Source organism: Vibrio sp. (assembly GCF_038138445.1).
Classification (GTDB): Bacteria; Pseudomonadota; Gammaproteobacteria; order Enterobacterales; family Vibrionaceae; genus Vibrio.
On the sequence record NZ_JAYQDQ010000003.1, the window covers coordinates 92,796 to 119,074 of the forward strand.

At 43.3% G+C, this 26,279-nt stretch carries 23 protein-coding genes; 9 read left to right on the plus strand and 14 right to left on the minus strand.

Annotation, left to right across the window (positions count from 1 at the left end; translation table 11 throughout):
* Nucleotides 1-102: 102 nt before the first annotated feature.
* From AAFM34_RS02050 to AAFM34_RS02080, 8 genes are read right to left on the minus strand one after another with little or no spacing between them, the layout of a single operon-like run.
* Complete coding sequence (locus AAFM34_RS02050; RefSeq protein WP_341659458.1) at nt 103-1,521, minus strand: amidase; 1,419 nt, start codon at nt 1,519-1,521, stop codon at nt 103-105.
* A complete protein-coding gene (locus AAFM34_RS02055) occupies nt 1,518-2,849 on the minus strand; it encodes an aspartate aminotransferase family protein (RefSeq protein ID WP_341659460.1) in 1,332 nt (443 codons plus the stop codon). The genes AAFM34_RS02050 and AAFM34_RS02055 overlap by 4 nt, the downstream gene beginning before the upstream one ends.
* A complete protein-coding gene (locus tag AAFM34_RS02060) occupies nt 2,830-3,957 on the minus strand; it encodes an aminotransferase class III-fold pyridoxal phosphate-dependent enzyme (protein WP_341659462.1) in 1,128 nt (375 codons plus the stop codon). The genes AAFM34_RS02055 and AAFM34_RS02060 overlap by 20 nt, the downstream gene beginning before the upstream one ends.
* An 11-nt stretch (nt 3,958-3,968) precedes the next feature.
* On the minus strand, nt 3,969-4,325 hold the full coding sequence (locus AAFM34_RS20990) for a TauD/TfdA family dioxygenase (RefSeq protein WP_371833244.1): 357 nt from the start codon (nt 4,323-4,325) through the stop codon (nt 3,969-3,971).
* Nucleotides 4,319-4,831: a TauD/TfdA family dioxygenase gene (locus AAFM34_RS02065; protein ID WP_341659464.1), complete on the minus strand. Its 513-nt coding sequence runs from the start codon at nt 4,829-4,831 to the stop codon at nt 4,319-4,321. Before AAFM34_RS02065 ends, AAFM34_RS20990 begins: the two co-directional genes overlap by 7 nt.
* Nucleotides 4,832-4,839: 8 nt before the next feature.
* Entirely contained in the window at nt 4,840-6,384 is a 1,545-nt protein-coding gene (locus AAFM34_RS02070) for an AMP-binding protein (RefSeq protein WP_341659466.1), read from the minus strand.
* Nucleotides 6,381-7,001: a thermostable hemolysin gene (locus AAFM34_RS02075; protein WP_341659468.1), complete on the minus strand. Its 621-nt coding sequence runs from the start codon at nt 6,999-7,001 to the stop codon at nt 6,381-6,383. The genes AAFM34_RS02070 and AAFM34_RS02075 overlap by 4 nt, the downstream gene beginning before the upstream one ends.
* A complete protein-coding gene (locus AAFM34_RS02080) occupies nt 6,982-8,568 on the minus strand; it encodes a long-chain-fatty-acid--CoA ligase (RefSeq protein WP_341659470.1) in 1,587 nt (528 codons plus the stop codon). Before AAFM34_RS02080 ends, AAFM34_RS02075 begins: the two co-directional genes overlap by 20 nt.
* Nucleotides 8,569-8,719: 151 nt before the next feature.
* Here AAFM34_RS02080 and AAFM34_RS02085 point away from each other — a divergent pair, with 151 nt between their 5' ends.
* Nucleotides 8,720-9,928, plus strand: a complete 1,209-nt coding sequence (locus tag AAFM34_RS02085; RefSeq protein ID WP_341659472.1) for a cyanate transporter — start codon at nt 8,720-8,722, stop codon at nt 9,926-9,928.
* Here AAFM34_RS02085 and AAFM34_RS02090 read toward each other — a convergent pair.
* Nucleotides 9,919-10,860, minus strand: a complete 942-nt coding sequence (locus tag AAFM34_RS02090) for a LysR family transcriptional regulator (protein WP_341659473.1) — start codon at nt 10,858-10,860, stop codon at nt 9,919-9,921. The two genes, AAFM34_RS02085 and AAFM34_RS02090, sit on opposite strands and share 10 nt — an antisense overlap.
* A gap of 406 nt (nt 10,861-11,266) precedes the next feature.
* On the opposite strand from AAFM34_RS02090, the gene gmk reads away from it, so the two are divergent.
* The 5 genes from gmk (at nt 11,267) to recG (ending at nt 17,367) form a co-directional block, all read left to right on the plus strand.
* Complete coding sequence (gene gmk, locus AAFM34_RS02095; RefSeq protein WP_239172599.1) at nt 11,267-11,890, plus strand: guanylate kinase; 624 nt, start codon at nt 11,267-11,269, stop codon at nt 11,888-11,890.
* 116 nt (nt 11,891-12,006) lie between these two features.
* Nucleotides 12,007-12,279, plus strand: a complete 273-nt coding sequence (rpoZ, locus tag AAFM34_RS02100) for a DNA-directed RNA polymerase subunit omega (RefSeq protein WP_006957184.1) — start codon at nt 12,007-12,009, stop codon at nt 12,277-12,279.
* A gap of 39 nt (nt 12,280-12,318) precedes the next feature.
* Nucleotides 12,319-14,442 (plus strand): bifunctional GTP diphosphokinase/guanosine-3',5'-bis pyrophosphate 3'-pyrophosphohydrolase, encoded by a 2,124-nt coding sequence (gene spoT, locus AAFM34_RS02105; RefSeq protein ID WP_341659482.1) that lies wholly within the window; start codon nt 12,319-12,321, stop codon nt 14,440-14,442.
* A 60-nt stretch (nt 14,443-14,502) separates the two neighbouring features.
* Nucleotides 14,503-15,186 (plus strand): tRNA (guanosine(18)-2'-O)-methyltransferase TrmH, encoded by a 684-nt coding sequence (gene trmH, locus AAFM34_RS02110; protein WP_341659484.1) that lies wholly within the window; start codon nt 14,503-14,505, stop codon nt 15,184-15,186.
* A 102-nt stretch (nt 15,187-15,288) separates the two neighbouring features.
* Nucleotides 15,289-17,367, plus strand: a complete 2,079-nt coding sequence (gene recG, locus AAFM34_RS02115) for an ATP-dependent DNA helicase RecG (RefSeq protein WP_341659486.1) — start codon at nt 15,289-15,291, stop codon at nt 17,365-17,367.
* Between the two features lie 25 nt (nt 17,368-17,392).
* Here recG and cysQ read toward each other — a convergent pair whose 3' ends face one another.
* The 4 genes from cysQ to AAFM34_RS02135 all read right to left on the minus strand — a co-directional run bounded on the left by cysQ (nt 17,393) and on the right by AAFM34_RS02135 (nt 20,313).
* On the minus strand, nt 17,393-18,220 hold the full coding sequence (gene cysQ, locus AAFM34_RS02120) for a 3'(2'),5'-bisphosphate nucleotidase CysQ (RefSeq protein WP_341659488.1): 828 nt from the start codon (nt 18,218-18,220) through the stop codon (nt 17,393-17,395).
* 27 nt (nt 18,221-18,247) lie between these two features.
* Nucleotides 18,248-18,796, minus strand: coding sequence for an ADP compounds hydrolase NudE (nudE, locus tag AAFM34_RS02125; protein ID WP_341659490.1), 549 nt, complete (start codon nt 18,794-18,796; stop codon nt 18,248-18,250).
* Between the two features lie 131 nt (nt 18,797-18,927).
* A complete protein-coding gene (nfuA, locus tag AAFM34_RS02130; RefSeq protein ID WP_341659492.1) occupies nt 18,928-19,515 on the minus strand; it encodes a Fe-S biogenesis protein NfuA in 588 nt (195 codons plus the stop codon).
* A 72-nt stretch (nt 19,516-19,587) separates the two neighbouring features.
* Nucleotides 19,588-20,313, minus strand: coding sequence for a phosphoribosyltransferase family protein (locus tag AAFM34_RS02135; RefSeq protein WP_341659494.1), 726 nt, complete (start codon nt 20,311-20,313; stop codon nt 19,588-19,590).
* Nucleotides 20,314-20,375: 62 nt separating this feature from the next.
* On the opposite strand from AAFM34_RS02135, the gene bioH reads away from it, so the two are divergent.
* Nucleotides 20,376-21,173 (plus strand): pimeloyl-ACP methyl ester esterase BioH, encoded by a 798-nt coding sequence (gene bioH / locus AAFM34_RS02140; protein ID WP_341659496.1) that lies wholly within the window; start codon nt 20,376-20,378, stop codon nt 21,171-21,173.
* Between the two features lie 111 nt (nt 21,174-21,284).
* Nucleotides 21,285-21,755, plus strand: coding sequence for an ATP-dependent Lon protease (locus tag AAFM34_RS02145; protein ID WP_341659498.1), 471 nt, complete (start codon nt 21,285-21,287; stop codon nt 21,753-21,755).
* A 59-nt stretch (nt 21,756-21,814) separates the two neighbouring features.
* Here AAFM34_RS02145 and AAFM34_RS02150 read toward each other — a convergent pair whose 3' ends face one another.
* A complete protein-coding gene (locus AAFM34_RS02150; RefSeq protein WP_341659500.1) occupies nt 21,815-24,124 on the minus strand; it encodes a Tex family protein in 2,310 nt (769 codons plus the stop codon).
* Between the two features lie 210 nt (nt 24,125-24,334).
* On the opposite strand from AAFM34_RS02150, the gene AAFM34_RS02155 reads away from it, so the two are divergent.
* Nucleotides 24,335-26,245 carry a RimK/LysX family protein gene (locus AAFM34_RS02155; RefSeq protein ID WP_341659502.1) on the plus strand — a complete coding sequence of 637 codons (1,911 nt, stop codon included), beginning with the start codon at nt 24,335-24,337 and terminating at the stop codon, nt 26,243-26,245.
* The last annotated feature ends 34 nt before the right edge of the window (nt 26,246-26,279 follow it).

Here is a 26,279-nt window from a genome sequence, read left to right on the forward strand (position 1 = left end):
AACAATTTTTCCTTTTAATCCTAGGTGTTTTTTCTGATATTGCCTTAAAAGTTTGGCAAGTTTCTAAGCAACCTCGTGTAGAGGCTGCCTAGGAGTTAATGCTCAAATAAGTGGCTTTTGTTCAAACAAAGGGTATTGCAAACTAGCTTCCAAAGCTGAAGCCACAGCAAGTATCTGGTGTTCACTCCAATGTTTACCCACTATCTGTATTCCTATGGGCATACCTGTATCAGAACAACGCGATACTGGTATTACAATAGCCGGTGAGCCGGATAAGCTAAACGGAAAAACAAACGCATAATTACCGATACGTTCCATTGAAGTACCATTTTTAAACGCAACATCTGGGTACACGGGCGAAATCAGAACATCTACTTGATTGAACATTAAACTAAGCTGATGCCTAAAAGTGTCTCGAGTAATCATTGCTCCCTTTATTTCATCAGCGGTCATTTCAAGGTTTTTGCTCTGTTCTAAGATGGCCGCAATCTCAGGTGTAAATTCCGATTTTGACATCTGTTGATATAACGCCTGCCAACCTCGACCACCATCCCCCCCAAGAACGAACAGCTTCCATATCACATCACATGCTTCAGAAATCAAAGGCGGAATAATAGGCTCAACAGAACTCACATTCCTTGCCAATATAGCTTCAACCTTACTCAAAGCTTTGTCGATATCTGGGCACAAAGTAACACCAGTATCTTCACCACGCCAAACTCCCACTTTTAGCCCCTGAATATCGCATTGGCGATAATCTTGATAGGGTACTGTGACAGTATCAGGGTCTTGACCATCGCCGCCATGAATAAAGCTTGCTAGTAAATCAACATCATCGACATAACGTCCCATAACCCCAAAAGATGAAGTTAAGTGGAATAGCCCAGAGCGGTCTCTAGGAAACTGTCCAGTTAATGGCACTCGCCCTTGAGTAAGTTTGAAACCACATATACCGTTAAAATGAGCTGGTATTCGCACACTTCCACAAGCATCCGAAGCAAGGCCTCCAGGGCTCATTCCACTGGCTATTGCTGATGCTTCTCCCCCACTACTCCCCCCACAAGAAAATGACACATTGTGCGGATTAAGCGTCCGCCCATACAAAGGGTTATGAGTATCAAAAGACATACACATCTCAGGGACGTTCGTTAAGCCCAAAGGTATCGCTCCCTGCTTTTTTAGCCTACTCAGTACTGTCGCATCCTTATCACTCTTTGCACCATATAGTTCTTTAACTCCCCGACTTGGACGGAACCCTTGTGCATGCATGGCGTCTTTTACCGTGATAGGTATACCATGCAATTCACCTTGTACATCTCCTTGCTGTATATCGATATCAGCATTTTCAGCAGATGCTAAAAGTGTCGATAAAGGTGCCTGCTCTACGATAGCGTTGAGTGTTGGATTGAATTGGTCGTAACGCCTTAAGTAGTGTTCAATTATTGTGATGCTTTTGAGTAAACCTTTTTTCTGACAATCAACCATTTCTCGTATTGTTAGCGAATCTAAATCTAGCATCATGAAGCCCTCTTAATCAGTGATATTGGAAGCTTGTACATATTCTCTGTCATGATAGAAACCGCCGATAACTTTAACCTCGAGAGCTGCGCAATCTCAGACAAAGCTTGTGAGGTATGCTCCAAGACCTCATCAATAATTTCATCTGAAACCATAAGCGGAGGGTAAAACCTAAGTACTGGTGCCGTCGCTTTCTCGTTCATCGAGTGACCAACGTGAACCCCCCTCTCTGACAAGCCTTTTGACAATAAGGTCTCATATTTAGCACCTTTCAAGCGAAGCCCTGTCATGAGAGCTACACCTGGCACATCATCAATAATATCTGGGTATTGATGAGCAAGCTTTATCAGTCCAAAGCGCAAGCGGCTGCCTTTTTCAATTGATGCTGCAAGCAAGTCCTCATTTTCAATTACTTCAATCGCGGCTAAAGCCGTTGCACACCCCAAAGGGTGCCCTCCTGTACTATTAAAAAAAGCATCGTCAGGATAATAGTCTTCCCAAATATCGCTGCCGTACATGGCGCAAGAAAATGATGTAAATCCGCCAGTTAGTCCTTTCGATAAAATCAAAATATCAGGAGTAACCTTGCCATAATTGACCGCAAACATTTGTCCACATCGGCCAAATGCTGTCTGTATCTCATCAGCAACAAGAATCGTATTTGTTTTAGTACACAGTTGACGAACATCCTCTAGATAACCTAACGGGGGCATAGACAAATGAGCACCACCAAGTATCGGTTCTAGATAAACAGCACAAGCTCCATCACCAATAGCACTTCTCATGGCGGGAAAGTCCCCATAAGGTACTTTCACAACATGGTGAGACAAAGATCCAAAGCTTTTCTCATGTTGCGATTGCCCTAGTAAACTCATCGCAGCCAGTGTTTTGCCATGGTAAGCACCTTCAACAATCACGATTTTTTTCCGATCTGGCCTAGCTTGTAATACGTACCTCAATGATTGCTCGACCGCCTCAGCACCAGAGAGCATATAGCTAACTTTGCTCCAGTTCCCAGGCGCTAACTGACAAAGTTTGTCAGTTAGCGCTTTCTCAGCAACACTGTTCTGCCCTTTAGCTGACCAAGCCATTCTGGTTAATTGTTCAACAAAAGCTTGATGAACTTTAGGATGAGAATGCCCCACAACAAACACACCGTAGCTGCATGCAAAGTCGATGTAGCGCCGATTGTTAGTATCAAAAACCTCACAACCAAACGCGCGCTCTTCCACTTGAGTACCTGCTAAATGATATAGCTTTGCTGCAGATGGCACCCAGTGGCGCTCACAGGCATTAAGCAACTGATCTCTATTAAAATTTTTCGCTATCATCGAGAACTCCCTTTATTGCAGATAAGGCATTAGTTAAATCGTTATTGTGAGAGCCAAGCATTGGATATAGGGAAAGCACTCGACCATGAGGAGGCCTTACCAGAACTCCTACCTCTCTCAATTTTTCTTTAATTGTATTTGCATCTATATGATTAGGAAGAGCAAGGTTTACTATCGAGCCAACGACACTTACCGAATAGGGCTTTAACGCTTGAGCAATTGTTTCGCCTAAATTACAAAATTGAACGTCAGCTTTCATGTCTTCAACGAACTCCAGAGTACTGAGGCCGGCAACGCAAGCTAGGGGATTTCCACCTGTAGTACTACCATGTTTTGCTGGAGAAGCAGATCCGTATACATCTTTAGCATTTGCCTCTGAGGAGATATAGCAACCAACGGGTATTAGATTACCGCCCATAGCGCCCCCCAGAACCAAGACATCAGGTATTACAGAAGAAAAATCACAACCAAATAAGTTACCAATGACTCCCATACAGAATTCGTTGGTACAACACACAAGAGGGACATCGAAACGAAGAGACATTGCTTTCAGATTTTTTAATTGCTGGCTATCTAACAATCGGATTTCACCCTGTTTGTCTCGATATACCGGGGAATAGCATAGAGCGAATACTTCTCCAGATAACTGGGGGGAAGTAGCCAACTTATCTCTGTCAACTTCTAGAAAATCAATATCAAAAAAACTCTTAACTTTGTCAAACTTATCACCTTGATCCATGCATCTACCAAAAACCAAGGTGCCATATACACAATCAGAAACATAAGCAATTGTCTTTGCGGAGGGCTTCAATGCTTTGCACATTTTCAAAGCTCCCTCAAATGCCTCATCACCGCTACTACATACATAAACATTAGAGAGTTGATCAGGAAGTTTTTGGGAAAGTGACCGACAAAATTCCAGCAAAGGCTCTGAGATTAAAACACGATTGGATAAACCCATCTTCATAGACTGAGCTTTTATTTTATTAACAACATACTTTGTTGAATGACCTATTCCACCCGTTGCTAAATCAAATATTTTGCTTCCATCAGCTAGAGTAACAGTGCCACCGGACGCTTTATGAGTGAGTTGGTGATCCGCGTTCATATCCATTCTCCTTACATATAACTCAATGCATTAAAGATTTTTCGGCGACTATCCACAATTTCGTCACGACCGTGCATTACTCTTCGGTTATCAATTAGGACAAAGTCATTATCATTCCACTCAATGGGAATTGTGTGTTCTTGAGTAACAGACTTGATTTCTTCTAATATATCGTCAGCAATGGGACGCTCTGTATTAGCTATAGTAATTTTGGGCTTTTCATAATTAAAAGAAGGACCAAGAATACTATTTGCAAATGAAACTTTATCATTAACCAGAGAGGTCTGAAGTGCACTTACTGTAAATTTGTAATGTATTGAACCATCGATATTAAGGGTAATTTCCGTGTTTTTATTTGGTCCTAATATTTTTTTAAGTGCTCAAATTTTGCCTGGCTAATATTGTCAATTTCCGGAGTATAATGACATACCAATTTTTTCCATTTATCTGGCTCGACATTTCTTGAATAACAAATATCATTTATCTGAAAAAATTCCTTAGTGGAATTTGATAGATGATTAAACACCACCACACCGTCGCAAATGGTCGTATGTGAAGCAACTGGAGGAGCTTCCTGACAATAAAACCAACAAAGATCTGGCCAAAAAGGCGAATTACCATTCTCGCAATGTAAACCGACCGCATCGGTTCCCGCATCTACAAGCTGAGCAGCTCCTCCCTCTATCGTCCGAGCTGGGTCCAAACTTAGCTTGGAGCTATGCTCTCTTACATAACAAGCAAAGTCTAAAATGTTAGTAGCGCCTTTTTCGAAAATAATAACGCCATTGCTCGATAGCTTTTCAAATAATAAGTTTTTATTAATTTTTTCTATATCACCAAATGGAATTCTAGTAACGGATGTAGAGTTTTTCATTTTTACCTCTAATGAATATTATTTAATTGTTTAAACTTGTCTTTTATCGCTTCTCGTTTTGGCCTATCGGTAACTGTGAACAAGTTATCGAGCGTGACATCACTCTTATCCATAACCCATAGATAATTGGGCCTTTCTACCTCCGAAAATTCTTTATCCATCCACTTCTCAATAGCGGCTTTATCGAATATGTCTGAGTTGACTTTGAGCAAAATAACCGTGCCTAACAAATCATCTAGAAACATTACTGCTGCCAATATTCCTGTCTGCTTCTGCAGCTCAGATTCGATTTCTTCAGGATATACATTTATCCCATTGGGCAAACAAAGAATATTTTTCTTTCGCCCAGACACATACAGGTAATTCTCTTCGTCTAGGTAGCCGATATCACCGGTATCAAGCCAACCGTCTTTATCAACCAAGCAGGAAGATGGATCCTGACCCGAATAACCCGAGAACAGCGATGGGCTTTTTATCTCAATACATCCACTCTTTGCTATTCTCACCTCAACATGAGGCAAAGGTCGCCCAACACTGCCCAAGCGGTTGTGTTGCGTCGTGTTGACACTCACTACAGAAGCATTTTCACTCAGTCCATAGCCTTGGTATGCGTCAACACCAAGCTCTCTAAGTTGCTTTAAGGTATGAGTAGCAACGCGAGCTCCACCACAAGTTATGTGAGGTGTGTTTTGAAGGTAATGGAGTAGCTGTTCATCACCATGTTGAATTTCTTTTAATAATCCTTCAATAAGTATTGGGGGAGCAGTTATTGCTGTAGGCTGGACTCGTTTAATCCAGTTTATTATGACTTTAATATCACATTTGTTCTCACCAATGATCGGCATATCAGGTGGTAGAAAGTTAACATTACCCCCGTTAATTAGCGGCAAGTAAATTCCCGTAACTTGTTCAAGTAACAAACTCAGCGGCACTAGAGACAAATACGCCTTTTGACTGGTTTGAGGTATGGAGACTGACAAACTCTTATAGGTTTCAACTATCGCTTGAGTACTGAGTTCAACTCCCTTGGGCTGGCTCGTCGTGCCAGAAGTGTGAATAATTTTACATCTTCCAGTAGGTAACTGAGACGCCAAATCCAACAGTACATTTTGATCATTAGAAGCAGAAAGCACATCTTCAAAACGAAGATAAATCTTTTTGTCTAATCCTATTTTCCATTTAGACCTAAGTGTTGCCTCGCCAGCTCCATCACAAATAAACACATCGCATTTCTTGGCTAGGTGCTGAGCTTGGGACAAAGAAAAAGCTTGAGGTAAAGGCAAACTCGTCACCCCTGTAAATAGACAAGTCAAATCGGCAACAATCCAATCAGAGCTATTACGTGCCACAATTCCAACTGTCACGCTCTCCTTAGATTCAATAAGCTCTAGTTTATGTAATAGCTCAGATTGCAAACGAGCGACACGCTGTTGTATATCTTTATAAGTTCTTTCGACAACCACATCAGACTCTATCGATGGATATTCTGTTGTCGCGACATTATTCGCATTAGACTTAAAAGCCTGAATTAGTAATTGACTAAGTGTTTTCATGCCGCTTCTCCCATATCTAAAGCATCATGGTCGTAATCAAAATTAATGCTCATAGAAAGTGCTTTGAACATTGCGTTATGGTCATCAAGGAAAATTACACCCGTTACCGGCTTAGCCTGATAGTAAGAACCCCAGTCAGACTCTCCAGGATCTAAGCAAGATTCTTCTGCATTACATATAGGCTCAAATCTAATTCCACATGTTCTCAGCAACTGAGCAACTGTTTGTGTGATGGTGCAAAGAAGAACCTTTGCGCCGACACAATGAGCAATAAATGGAATTAAGGTGGTCAACTTAATACTTGCATTACGATTATTTGAAATTAATCCACCTATTTCTGCGATAGTTTCTGGTGAATATTTCCTACCCCAAACATCCAAAATAATCTTATCTATATCATCATCTAGATATTGCTCAGAAAAAAGTTGTAGATTATCTTTAAAGCTTATTCCTGCACATGAAGAAATCCCATTTGCTATATATAAGTCTTCAGCCACAATATAATAATCTGGATCTGGATTAATACTAGCATTGTAAAAATTTTTATATTTATTCTTAATTGCTCGCTTAGCAGAGTATGCTAGTGGTTCATCTTTCCTAACAATTTTTATATTCATAGTGAAGTTCCTTTTCCAAATATTGAATTAATTGTTTTTTATCTATTTTGCCTACGCTCGTTTTAGGTAAACTTTCTACCATTAAAACTAAGTCTGGGTGTGAAAAGCTCGACAATTTACCTTCGCTTACCAAGAAGTTAAAATGAGACCTAAGTGATTGTTTTACTTTTTTTTCATTTGAATCACCTTTTGCAACTACAAACGCAACCGGACGCTCTCCCCATTTGTCGTCATGCATCGCGATAAATGACACGTCTTTAATAACATCTACTTCAAGAGCTCTACTTTCGAGCTCACTTGAAGACAGCCACTCTCCTCCAGACTTTATTAAATCCTTTTTTCTGTCTGTGATTACTAAGGTCCCGTCATCGGTAAAATAACCAACATCACCGGTGTGAAATCGACCATCTGTCCATTGCATACTCGTACTTTGCGTATCTTTATAATACCCTTGAGTTACCCAGGGTGCTCGAACGGTAATCTCTCCAACTAAAGGAGTTTTGCCGATCGCATCAGGCTCTGGCTTAATTGCTACATCAACAAATGGAATCGGTTGACCTGCGCAGCAGCGCTTTATTTCAGGCTGGTCGGGCGTGAGCCGGGATATCGAAATAACAGGCCCAGTTTCTGACATGCCATAACCGGACCAGACATCCAAACCCATATCAAGCGCTCTATGCATAAGTGATGGTTTAAGCTGAGAACCGCCCACCAATACCTTCAGGTTCTCCAAGTCAACATTGCTTGTTTCCATTTCATCAAGCAGCATTGCGAGTAGAGTTGGCACACTATGAGTGAAAGTAACACCTTCTTCTTTAATTAAGTGGCAAAGACTTTTAGCACTATATTTACCCGCATAGACTTGTTTTAGTCCCAGCATGGTAGCAACGTATGGAAAGCCCCAAGCATGGACATGAAACATTGGGGTCATAGGTAGATAAACGTCACCAGCATGCAAACGCTGAGGACCATAGCCGCTAGATAAAAAGCTACTTAGAGCTAGGGTATGGAGGACAAGCTGTCGATGCGTAAAAGAAACACCCTTAGGAAGGCCCGTCGTACCACTGGTATAAAACAGTGTTGCAATACTGTTTTCATCAATATCAGAAAAACCAAAACAAGAATCACCGAGAGCTATAAATGACTCATATTCATCGTCATCTTTATCGCTAATTTTTATATATTTAACTAGGTTAGGATATACTGTTTTGGAATTAGGTATTTCATGTAAAAAGTCAGAGTTAATAAAAAAGAATTTTGCATCACAATGGTTAAGAGTATAGTCTCTCTGCTCCTTTGATAATCTAATATTGCAGGTCATTAGTGTCGCGCCTATCATGGGAATAGCAAAGTACATTTCTAGGTATCTATGACTATCCCAATCTGCTATTGCTACAACATCTCCTTCTTTTACGCCTAAGTTTTTTAAGGAAGATGCAAGCATAGCCACCCTGTTTTTAAAACAATCATAGGTATATTTATTAGTATCACCATACACCACCAAGCTATCTTTGTTTCTTCTTACACTATCGAAAAATAAATTATTTAAATTCATGTTTTTGTTCATTGGACACATCCTTTAATTCTATGAAAGGGATTATTCATCCTAATTAATACTTTTAGCAAATTAAAAATTAAATTCTGTATTTGAATATTTAAATACTCAATTATTAACAATTAGTGTTTAATAGTATTGGCTTAGGTTAAAGGAATAAAAAATGTTAAATAGAAAAGAAACCAACAACAAAATATTAATACTTGCATCATTAATTTTGATCGGGCTTAATCTGAGGCCATCCATGGCTGCAATAGGCCCTATACTCAGCACCATTCGCGGTGAGATACCCCTGTCATTTACTATGGTTTCACTACTCACTATGTTACCCGTGTTTGCAATGGGTATTGCTATGTTCGTAGGGATACGTTTAGCTGACAAGATAGGTGAACACCGTCTAATTACCTATTCTCTCCTGCTCATTTCGATGGCGACCGCATTTCGTTACTACGCACAAAGCGCCAGCGACTTGCTGGTAACGGCGGTTATTGCAGGAATAGGTATCGCATTAACTCAGGCAGTAATTCCCAAAATTATAAAAAGTCGCTTTTCACACTCCATAGAGCTGTATATGGGTGTTTATGTCACAGCCATCATGGGCGGCGCAGCACTTTCAGCATCAGCTTCGCCCTATCTAGTCGAGTCAAGCAGTGACTGGCGGTTTGCTTTGTCCATCTGGGGAGCTCTGGCAATCGTTGCCCTTATTTCATGGTTTAGCGTCAAACGATATGTAGGAGATAACCTCAAAACCAATCAAGATATCGATAAATCTTCAAGCTTTTTGACCAACCCTAGGGCGTGGCTTCTCGGTATATTTTTTGGACTCGGAACATCGGCATACACCTGTGTTTTAGCTTGGTTACCCCCGTATTACTTTGATCTTGGGTGGGCAAGTAAAGAGTCAGGTCTCATTCTGGCATTTCTGACCTCAGTTGAGGTAATAGCTGGATTAACTATACCTGCAATCGCTAGTCGAAATAAGGACAGACGAAGCATATTGGTTTTACTTTTGGTATGCATAATTACAGGCTTCAGTGGATTAATAATGAAACCTGAGCAGTATGCTTTGATTTGGGCGAGTTTACTTGGACTGGGAATTGGTGGCTTGTTCCCGATGAGCCTTATTGTCACCATGGATCATGTTGACGACCCAACTCAAGCTGGAAAACTCACCGCTTTTGTTCAAGGTATCGGCTATATGATTGCTGCTATGTCTCCCCTTGTCGCGGGCTATATCAAAGACAGCTCTTCAAGCTTTACTTCAGCATGGCTTATACTCGCTGCTGTTGCTGTTGCTATGTTGTTTATGGCCCAAAGGTTCAAGCCCCACAATTACCAACTGCATTTTAAAAGTGCATCTGCTCAGGCTTGATTGATATTCTCACACGCCATCATAATTTGCTCTCTAAGCCACATATTAGCTGGGGTTCCTGAGCAGGAGTTGCTCCATATCATATCAAGCTCAAATCCAGGCAGGCCAAGCGGTGCTTGCCTGGAATGTAAACCGATATGCTGTAGAGCAACCTTATTAAACACTTTTTCTGGGAGCATCATCATCATTTCAGAGCCCGTAAGCATCTTTAAACCCGAATAATAACCATTGGCTTTTATAGCAATTGTTCTGTGAACACCCTGAGAGTTTAACCAAGAATCAACCATACAGTTACTGGTTAACCAAGGAGATGGAAAGATCTGTTTGCGTAAGGCAAACTCCTCAATTGTCAGCGGCTCTATTCCAGTTTGGTCGCCATCAAACACAGCAACTAATTTATCCTGCAAAATAGAGCGATGACAAAGGTTGTATGGGTAATGCTTCTGTCTAACAACGATACCAAGATCAATCTTTTGCTCAGATATATCCTCGTAGGGAACTCTATCCTCTGGCCTAATTACTTCGAGGCTAATTTTTAGTTCTTCTTCAAGTATTTTTTTTAACAGCAAAGGAACAACAAGAATTTCAAAATATTCAGGTGAATATATTGTAAATACAGTTTCAACTTCTTTAGGTGAAAAAAAACTTTTATCTGTACCACAAGTAGAGATCTTGCCCAAAATGTCACTAATATTGTCTATCAGAAGTACCGCTTTGTGTGTCGGCTGCATACCCGTTCTAGAACTAACAAATAAAGGATCATCAAACGCCGCCCTAAGTCTATTTAAACTATAACTCACTGTAGATTGACTTAAAGACAGAAGCTCTGAAACTTCAGTTACACTTTGATGCATATATAGGTTGTAGAAGATTTCTAAAGACTGGAAATCCAATTTCCGTATTTTTTGCCTAAGGGCTATTTTTCTATTCATATCCTATGAAACGCCTAAATGAATCACATTGAATAAACATATAATAAAATGAGAATCATTTATATATTGAATATAGCCATTGTTTGCATATCAAATATTGATTATAATTGTACATATTACTATACACTCATATACCGTAAGTCGTTCTGATAATTACAAATGCCGTACAAACCTTTTAGTTCACGTTCGTTAAGCATCATTTGTAGCCACCACATTAAGTTTTTCTTTTTGACTGTTCGGCAAAGCCCAAAACTGAGTAGCTTGTTCTAAACAAACAACTTATGCTAACCTTCGGCTCCCTTTTTCTGACTGAAACTTAATCACTTCAGTGATTTTTCACGGTCAGTGCTATCTTTAAGATGTCAGCCTAAGGCAGGCAAAATAGAAACAAATTTGGAATGTACCCATGGGAAAAGGCACTCTTTACATCGTATCCGCGCCAAGCGGAGCAGGAAAATCTAGCTTGATTTCTGCCATGCTAGAGACCAATCCAACCTATGCCATGAAGGTGTCAGTATCACACACGACCCGTGGCATGCGCCCAGGTGAACAAGATGGTGTTCATTATCACTTTGTGCAAAAAGAATCCTTCGAAGAGCTTATCGAACAAGGCGCTTTTCTTGAATACGCTGAAGTGTTTGGCAACTACTATGGAACATCACGTCTGTGGATTGAAGAGAATTTAGATAAAGGTATTGATGTCTTCCTGGATATCGATTGGCAAGGTGCCCAGCAAATCCGTAAACAAATGCCCAAAGCGCAGAGTATCTTTATCTTACCGCCTTCAGACGATGAGTTGGAACGTCGACTCAATGCTCGCGGGCAAGACAGTGAAGCTGTGATTGCAAAACGTATGGCAGAAGCAAAATCTGAGATTTCTCACTATACCGAATATGACTATGTGATTGTTAACGACGATTTCGATAACGCACTTATCGATTTTAAGGCGATCATTCGAGCAGAAAGATTAAAACAAGACAAACAAGCCGCCAAATATAAGGTGATGCTTGATGCACTTTTAGCAGATTAAGCCGCCTGTAGGTGGTTTATCACTAATTACTCTCAGTGGCTACTAGACACTGAGAACATAGAGACTGTATAATTTCTCGTCATACAAAATTTTTAGTTAACTAATTTGGAGTTCTCATGGCACGCGTAACTGTTCAAGACGCTGTTGAAAAAGTTGGCAACCGCTTCGACCTAGTTCTTATTGCGGCTCGCCGCGCTCGTCAAATGCAAACTGGTGGTAAAGATTCACTAGTGCCAGAGGAGAATGATAAGGCGACGGTCATCGCTCTACGCGAAATTGAAGAAGGCCTAATCACTAAAGAAATTCTTGATGCTAGAGAGCGTCAGGAACAACAGGAACAAGAAGCAGCAGAACTAGCCGCTGTAAGCAGTATTGCACACAGTCGCTAATCTGACAGTCTTCTAATAACTATCTTTCGGGCCTAAAGTTTGTATCTATTCGACAGCTTAAAAGACGTTGCCCAAGAATACTTACCAGAGCCTCAAATTGAGGCTCTGCGTCAATCTTATGTGGTAGCGAAAGATGCCCATGAAGGGCAAACTCGCTCAAGTGGCGAACCTTATATTATCCACCCTGTCGCCGTGGCGCGAATTCTGGCTGAAATGCGCCTTGATATTGAAACGCTACAAGCCGCACTACTGCATGATGTCATCGAAGACACTGCCGCAACCAAACAAGATTTAGAAAATCAATTTGGTGCGACCGTTGCTGAACTGGTCGACGGGGTATCGAAACTTGATAAACTCAAGTTTCGCGATCGTAAAGAAGCGCAAGCAGAAAATTTTCGTAAAATGGTTCTTGCCATGGTGCAAGATATCCGTGTCATCCTTATCAAGCTTGCCGACAGAACCCATAACATGCGCACTTTAGGGGCGCTTCGAGCAGACAAGAAACGTCGTATTGCCAGAGAAACTCTAGAAATATACTCACCACTTGCTCATCGTTTGGGTATCCATAACATCAAAACTGAACTCGAAGAGTTAGGCTTTGAAGCCCTGTATCCAAATCGCTACCGTGTATTAAAGGCCGTTGTTAAATCGGCGCGTGGTAACCGTAAAGAGATGATTCAGCGTATCCATGATGAAATTGAAGGCCGCCTCGAAGAAGTTGGTCTCAAAGCACGAGTTTTTGGTCGAGAGAAAAACCTCTATTCCATCTACAACAAGATGAAGACCAAAGAGCAGCGCTTTCACACCATCATGGATATCTACGCGTTCAGAGTTGTCGTCTCTGACGCCGACACCTGTTATCGCGTTTTAGGACAAGTTCACAGCTTGTATAAACCGCGCCCAGGAAGAATGAAAGATTACATAGCCGTGCCTAAGGCCAATGGTTATCAGTCCATTCACACCTCTATGGTTGGCCCTCATGGTGTGCCCGTTGAAGTCCAGATCCGTACTGAAGATATGGACCAAATGGCAGACAAAGGGGTCGCGGCACACTGGTCTTATAAAGGCAACAGCGATCGCTCTGGCACCACAGCGCAAATTAAAGCTCAGCGCTGGATGCAAAGTCTGCTGGAATTACAGCAAAGCGCGGGTAACTCATTCGAATTTATCGAAAACGTAAAATCGGATCTCTTCCCAGACGAAATTTATGTGTTTACCCCCAAAGGTCGTATTGTTGAACTCCCCGTGGGTGCGACTGCTGTCGATTTTGCCTATGCTGTTCACACCGATGTGGGCAATACCTGTGTCGGGGCACGAGTGGATCGCAACCCTTATCCTTTGAGTAAATCGCTCAAAAATGGTCAAGCGATTGAAATCATCAGTGCGCCTGGAGCACGTCCAAACGCAGCTTGGCTAAACTATGTGGTTACATCACGGGCTCGAACCAAAATACGCCAAGTACTCAAAACCATGCGCCGCGAAGAGTCCATCACCCTTGGTCGCCGTTTACTCAATCACGCTCTAGGCGATTTGTCGCTATCAGATATTCGTGAAGAGAATATCCAGCATGTATTGTCTGAGTTAAAAATCGATAACGTCGATGATCTATTGGCAGACATTGGGCTTGGTGAGTTGATGAGTATAGTGATTGCGCGCAGGCTACTGGGCGATGCCGATGAGCTTACAGAAGCCCAGCCTTCAGATGGTGGTAAGCCGAAGAAGAAGCTGCCAATACGCGGCGCGGAAGGATTGCTTCTCACCTTTGCTAACTGCTGCCATCCGATACCTGATGACCATATTATTGCCCATGTATCACCAGGGCGGGGATTGGTTGTCCACAGAGAGACCTGCCCGAATGTACGCGGCTATCAAAAAGAGCTTGATAAATACATGGCGGTAGAATGGTCTGATGATTATGAACAAGAGTTTATAACCGAGCTGTACGTGGATGTGCAAAATCGTCAAGGCGTTCTTGCTGAACTGACTAATGTTATCTCAAAAACGGGGTCGAATATTCACGGACTATCAACGGAAGAGAAAGACGGTCGTTTATACACAGTCACTGTTTTGCTCACCACCAAGGATAGGGTCCATCTTGCTGGTATCATGCGCAAAATTAAAGCCATGCCTCATGCTCTTAAGGTGCGACGTCGCAAAAACTAACCTTGTCTTAACTATGCCCTTGAGCTTACTGGCTCAAGGGCTTAAATCACATATATCGCTATGAACTTAGAACGTTACCAACGGATTCAACAAGTCCTTAAGTCACGCCAGACTGACCTGACATTTTGTCTCGAAGAAGTCCATAAACCTAACAATGTCTCAGCCGTAATTCGCAGCGCCGATGCCACCGCTATCCATAAAATACATGCTGTTTGGCCAAATGCAATGCGCACACTCAGTCATACATCAGCGGGAGCTCGCAACTGGGTAGAAGTAGAAACCCACGACACGATTAACGACGCCGTGAGTGTACTAAAACAGCAAAATATGCAGGTTTTAGTCACCAATTTATCGGAAACCGCGGTCGATTTTCGCGATATTGATTACACCAAACCGACTGCCATCATTCTGGGTGGCGAAAAGATGGGGGCATCAGAGCAAGCCAAACAGCTCGCCGATCAAGATATCATTATTCCAATGCTGGGCATGGTGCAATCACTCAATGTGTCAGTTGCTAGTGCCGTTATCATGTATGAGGCTCAGCGCCAAAGGCAAGCTGCAGGTTTATATGACAATCCAACCAATCCAATCGCTGAAAGTACTGTGCAAAAAGTTTTGTTTGAGCGCGGCCACCCTGTACTAGCCAAAGTTGCCAAGCGCAAAGGCTTGCCTTATCCACTTATCGATGACCAGGGCGAAGTAATTGCAAGTGAAGATTGGTGGCGCGAGATGCAGCAAAAATAAAGCAAAACTCGGCACAGAACCCAAGTTTCCCTGTACAAAAACACAGCTCAGTGGTTAACTAGTAAAGTCGATTAGCCAGTAAATAACGTACCGAGCTGTGTCATGTCTCAATTACTCTCTGCCATTTCCTTAACTTCTCTGACTGGTGTTGGAGCGAAAGTCGCAGAAAAGTTATCAAAAGTGGGTCTTCACTCAGTTCAAGACTTGCTCTTCCACCTCCCCCATCGCTATGAGGATAGAACACGCATCTACCCTATCATCAAACTGCATCCTGGTTTGTGGGCTAGTGTTCAAGGCAAGGTGATGAGCGCCGACACCTTATTTGGGAAACGCCGCATGCTGGCAGTAAGAATCAGTGATGGTAATGGGACGATTACACTAAGATTTTTCAATTTCACTGCCGCAATGAAAAATAACTTTAGTGAAGGCAAGCAAGTCCACGCTTATGGCGAAGTAAAGCGAGGGAGCACGGGTCTGGAAATCATTCACCCAGACTACAAATTTTATGCATCTGACCAAGTCACCAAGCTTGAAAAGACGCTGACCCCAGTGTATCCAACCACTGACGGCCTACGCCAACTTACGCTGCGCAGCCTAACCGATCAGGCTCTGGAGCTGCTTAACAAGGCGGCGGTACCAGAGCTCTTACCTGCTGGGCTATACGATCAACAAATCTCTTTAAACCAAGCGCTGCATATCATACATAGGCCCACTCCAGATATAGATCTGGAATCCTTTGATCAAGGCAAGCATCCAGCACAAATTCGTCTGATCATGGAAGAATTATTGGCGCAAAACCTCTCCATGCTATCGGTAAGAAGTAAAAGTCAGAAAGACACCGCTTTCCCTCTGTCTGAAAAAACAGAATTAAAACAAAAGCTATTGCAACAGCTACCTTTTTCTCCCACTCAGGCACAATCACGAGTTGTCAAGGAAATTGAACAAGATTTAGAAAAGCCTCACCCCATGATGCGTCTAGTGCAAGGCGATGTAGGCTCAGGAAAAACCTTGGTTGCAGCACTCGCCGCACTGCGAACTCTTGAGCATAATTATCAAGTCGCTCTTATGGCTCCAACTGAGCTTCTGGCTGAGCAACATGCGATTAATTTTAAACAATGGCTCGAGCCAATGGACATTGAGGTCGGTTGGCTGGCCGGAAAACTCAAAGGTAAAGCCAAACAAGCGGAGCTGGAGAATATTGCCAGTGGCCAAGCTCGAATGGTCGTCGGTACCCACGCCTTGTTTCAAGAGCAAGTAAATTTTCATAACTTAGCGCTGGTGATTATTGATGAGCAACACCGCTTTGGTGTACATCAGCGCCTTGAACTGAGAGAAAAAGGACAAAAGCAAGGTGCATACCCTCATCAGCTCATTATGACCGCAACCCCGATCCCTCGCACTCTAGCGATGACAGCCTATGCCGATCTAGAAACCTCTGTAATTGATGAACTCCCTCCAGGTAGAACCCCTATTCAAACCGTCGCCATCCCTGATAGCAAACGCGACCAGATTGTTGAAAGGGTGCGCAACGCATGTCTCAATGAAGGCAAACAAGCTTATTGGGTTTGTACCCTGATTGATGAATCAGAAGTACTCGAAGCACAAGCAGCAGAAGACACCGCTCAAGAGTTACAAGCAAAATTACCCGAGGTAAGAATTGGCTTGGTCCACGGCCGGATGAAACCAGCAGAAAAGCAGTCTGTCATGCAGGATTTCAAGGATAACAAACTGCACTTATTGGTTGCGACCACGGTAATAGAAGTTGGTGTCGACGTACCAAACTCTAGCTTGATGATTATTGAAAACCCAGAGCGTTTAGGTTTAGCTCAGCTTCATCAGCTGCGAGGAAGGGTTGGTCGAGGCAGTGTCGCCAGTCACTGTGTTTTGTTATATCACTCACCTTTATCGAAAACGGCACAAAAACGCTTAGGCGTACTTAGAGAAAGTAACGATGGATTTGTGATTGCACAGCGCGATTTGGAAATTCGTGGGCCAGGAGAGTTGCTCGGCACCAAACAAACTGGCATTGCCGATTTTAAAATCGCAGATTTAGTGAGAGATCAGCACTTAATTCCCGAAGTTCAGCGCGTTGCGCGTCATATTCATGATAACTACCCAGAAAAGGCAAGTGCTATTATTGAACGCTGGCTTGGTGAGAGAGATATCTACTCCAAGGCCTAATCTAGGGTACTTAAGGCAATGTAGATCAGTCCTTTACTTGTAAGATTTCATCCCAAGGCAGGCTCTGATCACCAAGCACAATAAAGTTCGGATTTTCCAGTGTTTCTCGCTCATTATAGGAAAGCGGTTCAAGTTGGGTACTTAATATGCGCCCTCCCGCTTCTTCAACAATGCACTGAGTCGCCGCTGTATCCCATTCACCAGTAGGCCCAAGGCGCAGATAACAATCCACAGCCCCTTCTGCAACCAGACAAGCTTTCAAGGCCGCAGATCCAAGTGGAACCAAGTCGTAATTCCATCGACTATTCATCCGGCTGGTAATACGGCTGATGTCTTGCCTGCGACTTATTGCCATCACAATCGAATCGGCTTGCCCTTGATGATGTAGCGTATTAATACGCAAGCTCTCATCCATATCAGGGAGCTTCCACGCACCTTTATTCTTGTAGGCATAATAAGTGACGCCTGATACTGGACTATAAACCACTCCCATAACTGGCCTGTGATCTTCCACCAATGCAATGATGGTGGCAAAGTCACCACTGCGAGCAATAAACTCCTGAGTCCCATCTAAGGGGTCAACTAACCAGTAGCGATGCCAATTCGACCTTTTCTCCAAGCTAACATCCGCATCCTCTTCAGAGAGTACAGGTGTCTCAGGGGTAAGCTCAGTGAGCTTTTCCAGTATCAGTTTATGAGCAGCAATATCAGCACTTGTCACTGGAGTCTGATCATTTTTAGTATAGGCTTGGTAGTCTTTTTTCTGATAGATATCAAGCGTTAACTGGCCCGCCGCCCGAGCGATATCAATCACGGCTGGCAAATGCTGAGAAAAGTCTTCGGTCATTGGCATAATTAATCCTTCAATGCTCTACATTGATTATGGTTTTAGGGTACGTAGAGCAAGTAATAACGCTGTTATACTGCGCGCTTCACTAAAGTCGAGGTGAGTAAGAAGCTCTTCTGCTTGAGAAAGTGGCCAACGAATCACTTCCAGGGGCTCTGGTTCATCACCTTCCAATTGTTCTGAGTATAGATCTTCTGCAATAAATAAGGTCATTTTACTCGAAAAATAAGAAGGGGCGAGGACAACCTCTTTAAGTGGCGTAAGCTTTTTGGCTCCTAAACCAACCTCCTCTTTGAGCTCTCGGTTTGCAGCATCTATGGGCTGCTCCCCAGGGTCCACCAGACCTTTTGGAAAACCAAGTTCATAAGACTCAGTGCCTGCGGCATATTCCCTAACTAGCAACAAGTCCCCTTGTTTTGTCACCGGCACCATCATAACCGCCGTTCGGCCACTGGGTTTCATTCGCTCATAGGTTCGCTCGACACCATTACTAAAACGTAAATCAAGCGCTTCAACAGTAAATAGCTTGGACTTTGCTACCGTCTGTTTACTCTGGATTATGGGAAGGTTCCGCTTAGCCACTCACTACTCCTTAGTCTTGGTTAAGCCACTAATATATGAGAAAACAAATAGTTTTGAAAACAAAAAAGGCTGACTTTATCGCCAACCTTTCAAATCAGGACCATTGATTTTTCTTACTAAGCCAGTTTTATTTAGTAGTAAGAGTGCTCTCCGCGATCATGTTCTGTCGCATCACGAACCGCTGTCAATTCACCTTCAAATTGCTGCAATAGCTCTTTTTCGATTCCTTCTTTAAGGGTCACGTCAACCATAGAGCAGCCATTACACCCACCACCAAAGGCAACAATAGCAACACCATCATCGGTAATTTCAACCAGATTGACGTGTCCACCATGCCCAGCTAACTGAGGGTTAACTTGGGTTTGAATCGCATACTCAACACGCTCAAGCAATGGCGCATCATCCGCAACCTTACGCATTTTAGCATTGGGGGCTTTTAGGGTCAGTTGAGACCCCATTTTATCTGTCACATAGTCAATTTCAGCATCTTCAAGAAAAGGCAAGCTTAGTTCATCAATATACGCAGAGAAGCCTTGATATTTAATTTCTGTATCCGAAGATTCAATGGCTTCCACTGGGCAATAAGAAACACCGCACTCGGCATTCTGAGTACCTGGGTTTACCACAAACACACGAATGTTTGTACCTTCAGGTTGCTGACTTAAAAGGTTAGCAAAGTGCTGCTGGGCATTTTCAGTAATAGTAATAGAATTTGACACGACGAATACCTGAGTAATTTTGTAGGCTATTTACCTCTCATTTTACTCCTGATTTCTGCAAGATCTAGCCTTTTAGATCAAATTCGCACCACTTAGCTTATCCCTTGGTTCAGAGGTACGACAAATGCAATATATATCAACTCTTTTCACCCCATTCTGCTTAAGGAGTTCGCACAAAGGTTCAACTGTACTTCCTGTGGTAAGAACATCATCAACAATGGCGACATGTTCAGCATGGATGGGGAAACGCAGCTTAAAAGCCTGCCTGACATTGCGTTTTCTTTGCTGTTTAGTCATACCTTGTTGGCGCAGTGTTGCCCTGACTTTACGAAAAACGCCATCGCAGTTGACCTGCTTCGAGTGACTAATTTCCCAGGCCAAGTGCTGGCTTTGGTTATAGCCTCGATATAAAAAGCGCTGCCAGTGCAGTGGCACAAAAGTAATCAAGTCCGGTTTTTCCCTAAGGTGAGGAGTAAGGAGTAAAGCCAGTGTTCTCGCATGCCAAAATTGTCCAGAATATTTTAATCGATGGATATAGCTTGCCAGCGGGTGTTGATAATCACCGACACAATACAAGCGCGACCAGGGAGGCGGTGAGACAAGACAGCGCCCACATTGCTCTACTTTGACTGGTACGATAAGCCCACAACGTAAACAGCGAGACTGACGAGTCATATTATCCAGACAGATACGACACACAATGGGATGTGAATACGGTCTCTCAATAAGTAAGCCACATAAGTCGCAATGTTTAGGTAACAGGTAAGCTGTGTATTTACCAATCCAATCGGTTAACATATGCCCTGCGCCTGCCAAATCAGTAGTCAGGATAATTTAGCCGTTTAAATGAAATCTTAAGGATGAAAAACGTGGTACAAACTGAGAGCAAACACGCAGCGCCATACTGGCAACGTAGCGGTCAAGGCAGTGACTTGATTCTTATCCACGGTTGGGGAATGAATGGGGCGGTTTGGCATCAAACTGCCGAGCAGTTAAGTGAACATTTTCGAGTTCATGTTATTGACCTGCCCGGTTTTGGCCACAGCAATCATCTCACGTTTAACACCTTAGAAGACTTGAGTCAGCAAATTCTGACCGACGCACCGAAGAACGCGACCTGGCTCGGCTGGTCTCTGGGCGGCTTAATTGCTACACACATCGCCTTACAACACCCCGAGCATATCGCTAAATTAATCACGGTTGCCAGCTCTCCAAAGTTTTCAGCGCACAAACAGTGGAAAGGAATACAGCCCAAAGTGCTCAACAATTTCACTGAGCAATTAGTTGACGATTTCAAACTGACAATCGAAAGGTTTATGGCACTGCAGGCAATGGGTAGCCCTTCTGCGCGTCAAGATATCAAAAGCCTTAAACAAGCAGTATTATCTCGGCCACTACCCAATACTGAATCACTCATTGCCGGCCTAGAGCTGCTCTCTAGCGTCGATCACAGACACCTTCTCAAACAATTAGATATTCCAACCCTTCGTTTGTATGGTCGCTTAGATGGCTTAGTTCCAAAGCAGGTGGCGACAGAGGTCGATGCACTTATGCCGATAAGTAACAGTCATGTATTTAGCGCTTCCTCACATGCCCCCTTTATCACCGAAAATGAGCAGTTTTGCCAAAAGGTCATTCACTTCGCCAAGGCAAAATAAAAATAATTCAATCAATAAGCTAAAATTTTAATCAAGTAAGCCGATAAGTAACTAAGTCAAGAAAACGCTGTTTTATTATGCGTTGTTGACTGAGCGTGAGGAGGTTAAGCAATGCTCGTATCACCTACGAACGTAAGCGTACCGCTGATCGCTCCATCGGTTAATGTGCAAACCGAACAGGTTGCACGAGACAACAAGGTTCGCGAGCCCGTCAACCCTACGGTGGCATTAACCAAAAGTAACGCAGAGCGCCAAGTTAAAGCGGATGATAAAAGGCGAAAACAATCTTCTTGGGATCCAGCAGAACATCCTAGCTATGAAGCGAGTGAACAAGATGATGTGAAGCCGACTTATCATGAAAACCCTAACGATGCCCTCGATAGGATTTTCAAGCTAATTGCTCTAGATAGCTACAGTAAGGATCAAGGCAAAGGCTACGCAATGCGCTTTCGGTTACCAAGGTACATTATTGATGCAGCGATCACCGAAGGGAGAATGGCCAAACGCAGAACCATCATCAAATTTCATTATGGCGATGCGGTTGCACCAAACACTCCTTCGGATGTCATAGCGGTGTTGTAATAAAACGCTTGATACTAATAAAAAACCCCCGTGTACGGGGGTTTGTATCGGCCGAAACGTTATTTTTTCGCTTTGGCAAAAGCGGCAGCAAAAGCGCCGCCCATCGCATTATTTGACGATTCATTACTGCGGGCCGGAGTACGGCCCTGTTTTTTATTTGCTGGTGCCGCACGTTGTGAGCGGTTATCTTGCCCAGGTTCATCGGTAAGACGCATGGATAGACCGATACGCTTGCGCTGAACATCGACTTCCATCACTTTGACTTTAACGATATCACCTGCTTTCACCACCTCCCTTGGATCAGAAACAAAGCGATCGGTTAATGCCGAAATATGCACTAGGCCGTCCTGATGCACCCCGATATCAACGAAAGCACCAAAGTTAGCCACATTAGACACAACACCTTCCAATATCATTCCCAGCTCAAGATCGGACACCGCATTAACACCATCGGCAAAAGTTGCTGTCTTAAACTCTGGACGAGGGTCTCGGCCAGGTTTATCAAGCTCTTTGATAATGTCAGTTACCGTAGGCAGGCCAAAGTGCTCATCAGTGTAGTCAATCGCATGCAACCCCCGTAAAAACTGAGTATCGCCAATCAGCACATCCACTTTCTTAGCGTTTTTTTCTGCGATGGCTTTTACTACAGGGTACGCTTCTGGGTGAACCGATGAGGCATCCAATGGATTTTTGCCTCCCATGATGCGCAAAAAGCCCGCGCACTGCTCAAAGGCTTTAGGCCCAAGGCGAGCGACTTTTTTAAGCACGGTGCGCGCCTCGAATCGACCATGTTGATCGCGATAGTCGACAATGTTTTGTGCAATCGTACTAGACAGACCTGCCACTCGACTCAATAGAGCGGGCGAGGCCGTATTCACGTCAACGCCAACAGCATTCACACAATCTTCAACTACTGCGTCTAAGCGTTTCGCCAACATAGATTGACTGACATCATGCTGGTATTGGCCCACACCAATAGACTTAGGGTCGATTTTCACTAACTCTGCTAAGGGGTCTTGCAGGCGGCGAGCAATTGAAACTGCCCCTCGAAGTGAAACATCCAAATCAGGAAACTCTTTGGCTGCGAGCTCAGAAGCTGAATACACAGACGCTCCAGCTTCACTGACCATAATTTTTTGCACTTTAAGGTGATGACGTTTCACAAGCTCTGCTACGAAACTATCGGTTTCACGCGATGCAGTGCCATTACCAATCGCAATCAAATCGACTTGATACTTTTCGACTAATTTGGCGACAACCTGAGCCGACTTATCGTATTGATTTTGCGGAGGGTGAGGGTAAATGGTATCGGTCGCTAACACTTTACCTGTTGAATCTACCACAGCTATTTTTGAGCCTGTTCTCAAGCCTGGATCCAATCCTAAGGTGGCTCGAGGACCAGCAGGCGCTGCCATTAAAAGGTCTTTGAGATTAGTAGCAAAAACTTCTATTGCTTCAACCTCTGCTCGTTCTTTCATCGCACCCATGAGCTCAGTTTCCATGTGCATTGACACTTTCACGCGCCACGCCCAGCTGATCACTTGCTTACGCCAACCATCACTAGGGGCCTCGCTTACAGTAATGCCATAATGATCGGCAATAATGGTTTCACAATAAGACTGACGAGTGCCTTGCTCTTGCGAAGGGTCCGCATTCATGGTCAATGTAAGAAAGCCTTCATTACGACCACGTAGCATGGCAAGCGCGCGATGAGAAGGCACTTTATTTAAAGGCTCAGAGTGTGAGAAGTAATCTTTAAATTTCTCTCCTTCGCGCTCTTTTCCTTCGACAACTTTCGATTCAAGTTCTGCGTGGCGGTTGAGGTATGAACGTATTTTTTCCAGCAGGTCAGCGTTTTCTGCGATTTGTTCCATGATGATGGCTCTTGCACCATCAAGCGCCGCTTTGGTATCTGCTATACCCTTTTCCAAATCAACATAGTCAGAGGCTTGCTGCTCAGGATCATGTTCAGGATGATTCCACAGTGTTTCTGCCAATGGCTCAAGACCCGCCTCAATTGCAATTTGTCCCTTGGTTCGACGTTTGGGTTTAAAAGGCAAATACAAGTCTTCTAAACGCGTTTTACTCTCCGCTTGGTGAATATCTTTTGCCAATTGGTCGGTGAGTTTACCTTGCTCCTCAATCGACTTTAGAATGGTCTGACGGCGATCCTCTAACTCCCTGAGGTAAGCAAGTCGACTATCGAGATTACGTAATTGGGTATCATCCAGGCCACCTGTCGCCTCCTTTCGATATCGGGCAATAAAAGGGACGGTATTTCCGTCATCAATTAGATCGACAGCAGCAGTGACTTGCTCAGGGCGAACATTAAGTTCTTGAGCAATCATTTGGCAGATAGCTTGGCTCATCCGGTGATTCTCTTCATTCTTAGTGATGGGATTTATCCGTAGAACATTGGGGTTCTATACAGAATTTGCAATGTTTTTAACTATGTTAAGTAAAATTTACCAACTCCTGATAGACATCCATCAGATTTATGTCAAAACTGGAACAACTGAAAGCAGATCACCTCTGAGTATTAGAACATACCTTTGCGCTTAAATATCTACGGGGAAACTATGATGAAGAAACTGTCTTCGGCCTTAGTGCTAATGGTGGCTTTACTTGCCAATCCATTGACCTGGCAGCAAGTCCTTGCAGCCACCACACAAAGCCCTATTTACCAGCTCGATAATAAACCTGTACTAGGCCGAGTCGAAAACGTCTACTTCAATGGTATTTCTGAGCTTGCTCAGGTACCTTTTGCTGGCAAAATTGATACTGGTGCTGATAGCACCTCCATTCACGCAGAAAATGTTCACTTATACAGCAACAACCCTAAGTTTAAAAAGTATCAAGATGACCAACTTATGTGGGCAGTTTTCGGTGATTTAATTGGCACCGATGGAACTTGGGATGCTGAAAAATTTGCCGCAGCAAGCTGGGATGACGACAGCTTTGATGCCTATCAAGTCCACGTCACTTTTGAGATACCAAACCCCATAACAGGTAAGACAATACCCGTAGATAAAAAGCTGGAGAAGTTAAGTGTTATCCGCAGCCGCACCAGCCAAGCACCTATTTTACGCCCCGCAATAACACTACCTTTGACGATAGCGAACAAGAAAGTAGAGACTTTGGTTAATTTAACTGACCGCTCTCACTTTTCAGCTCCAATCCTAATTGGCAAAACTTACCTTAACAACAATGCTTGGGTGTTAGCGGGATATAACTATCTTCAAGAACAACCCAATGCAAAGATGATTGGCAAAAAGGACTTAGTCACCATCTCTGATATTCCCTATAAAACCAGCATTTCAACCACAGCTCGCTATACCAGCGCCCATGCACTAAACATCCAAGTAGACAAGAAGAATAAGCAAGTCTCGTTTGTTCTGGAAGGAAAGAATAAACAGCGTCAAACCATGACCTTACCTTTAGTTCGGATGCTAAAAACCAGCAGTGGGGAACGTCCTTTGGTTTACCTACCGGTCACAATAGATAAGACGCATAGTCAAAACTGGTTAGTCTATTTGCGCGACCGGAGTAAGTTCAGCTCACAAATTAGAATTGGCAAGGATTTGGCAAGCCAGCACTTTGTTATCGACACTGACAAAGAAAACTTACTCCAACACAACAAGCCATTTAGCGCCGCTCTTAAATCTGACACTCTGGTAATTTCGCCACAAGAATCCATCAAACTGGATAATATTAGTCTGCCTGCTTACCCAACCTTTGCAGTCAAAACCCCTTTACTTCGCGTAGAGAGTTTCGAGCTCACTGAAAAGGATAAAAAAGAAGTAGCGACTTTCTATCTGCCAACAGAGACAGGGAAAGCGGAAAAAATCACAAAACCTGTGATTAAAAAGCTTAAAGTAGGTGACTCAGTACGCCCTGTGATAGAGGGAAATGTCATACTTGGCAGTAAAGAGCAACCAATGAATGTCGCTCTGGATATCCTAGATAAAGATAAGCATCAACAACCCTTTTTTGTATTGGGTCACAACATAGCCAAGGGTGGCGTACTATTAAACACACGATCAGATCATCTACTAGAAAATGACCCCATTTTTAAAGCAGGCCATATTGAAGTTGCGCAGGTCGAAGGTATGTCTTTTCCGGTGAAACTTGATACTGGCGCGGATGTCAGTTCGATAAACGCGATAAATATCAAGCAATTTAAAAAAGATGGCCAAGACATGGTTAGCTTTACCTATCAAAACGATGCAGGGATAAGCCAAACTTTTACTAAGCCAGTTGTAGACACTATGCGAATTAAGGCCAAAAAGGGGGAGAAAGCCAATGTTCGACCTGTGGTTGAAATGCAAGTAAAACTCGGTGACTTGGAAAGGAGAGTGAGAGTAAACCTTCAAGATCGCAGCCGCTTCCACTACAGCATGATTTTAGGTAAAAACTTCCTAAAACATGGTGTTATGGTCTCTAGTGAAACCAACTATATAGTAACAGACAAGCCTGATTACGAGAAATAATCAATCTTCTACCGCCGCGCAGCTGCGCGGCGGT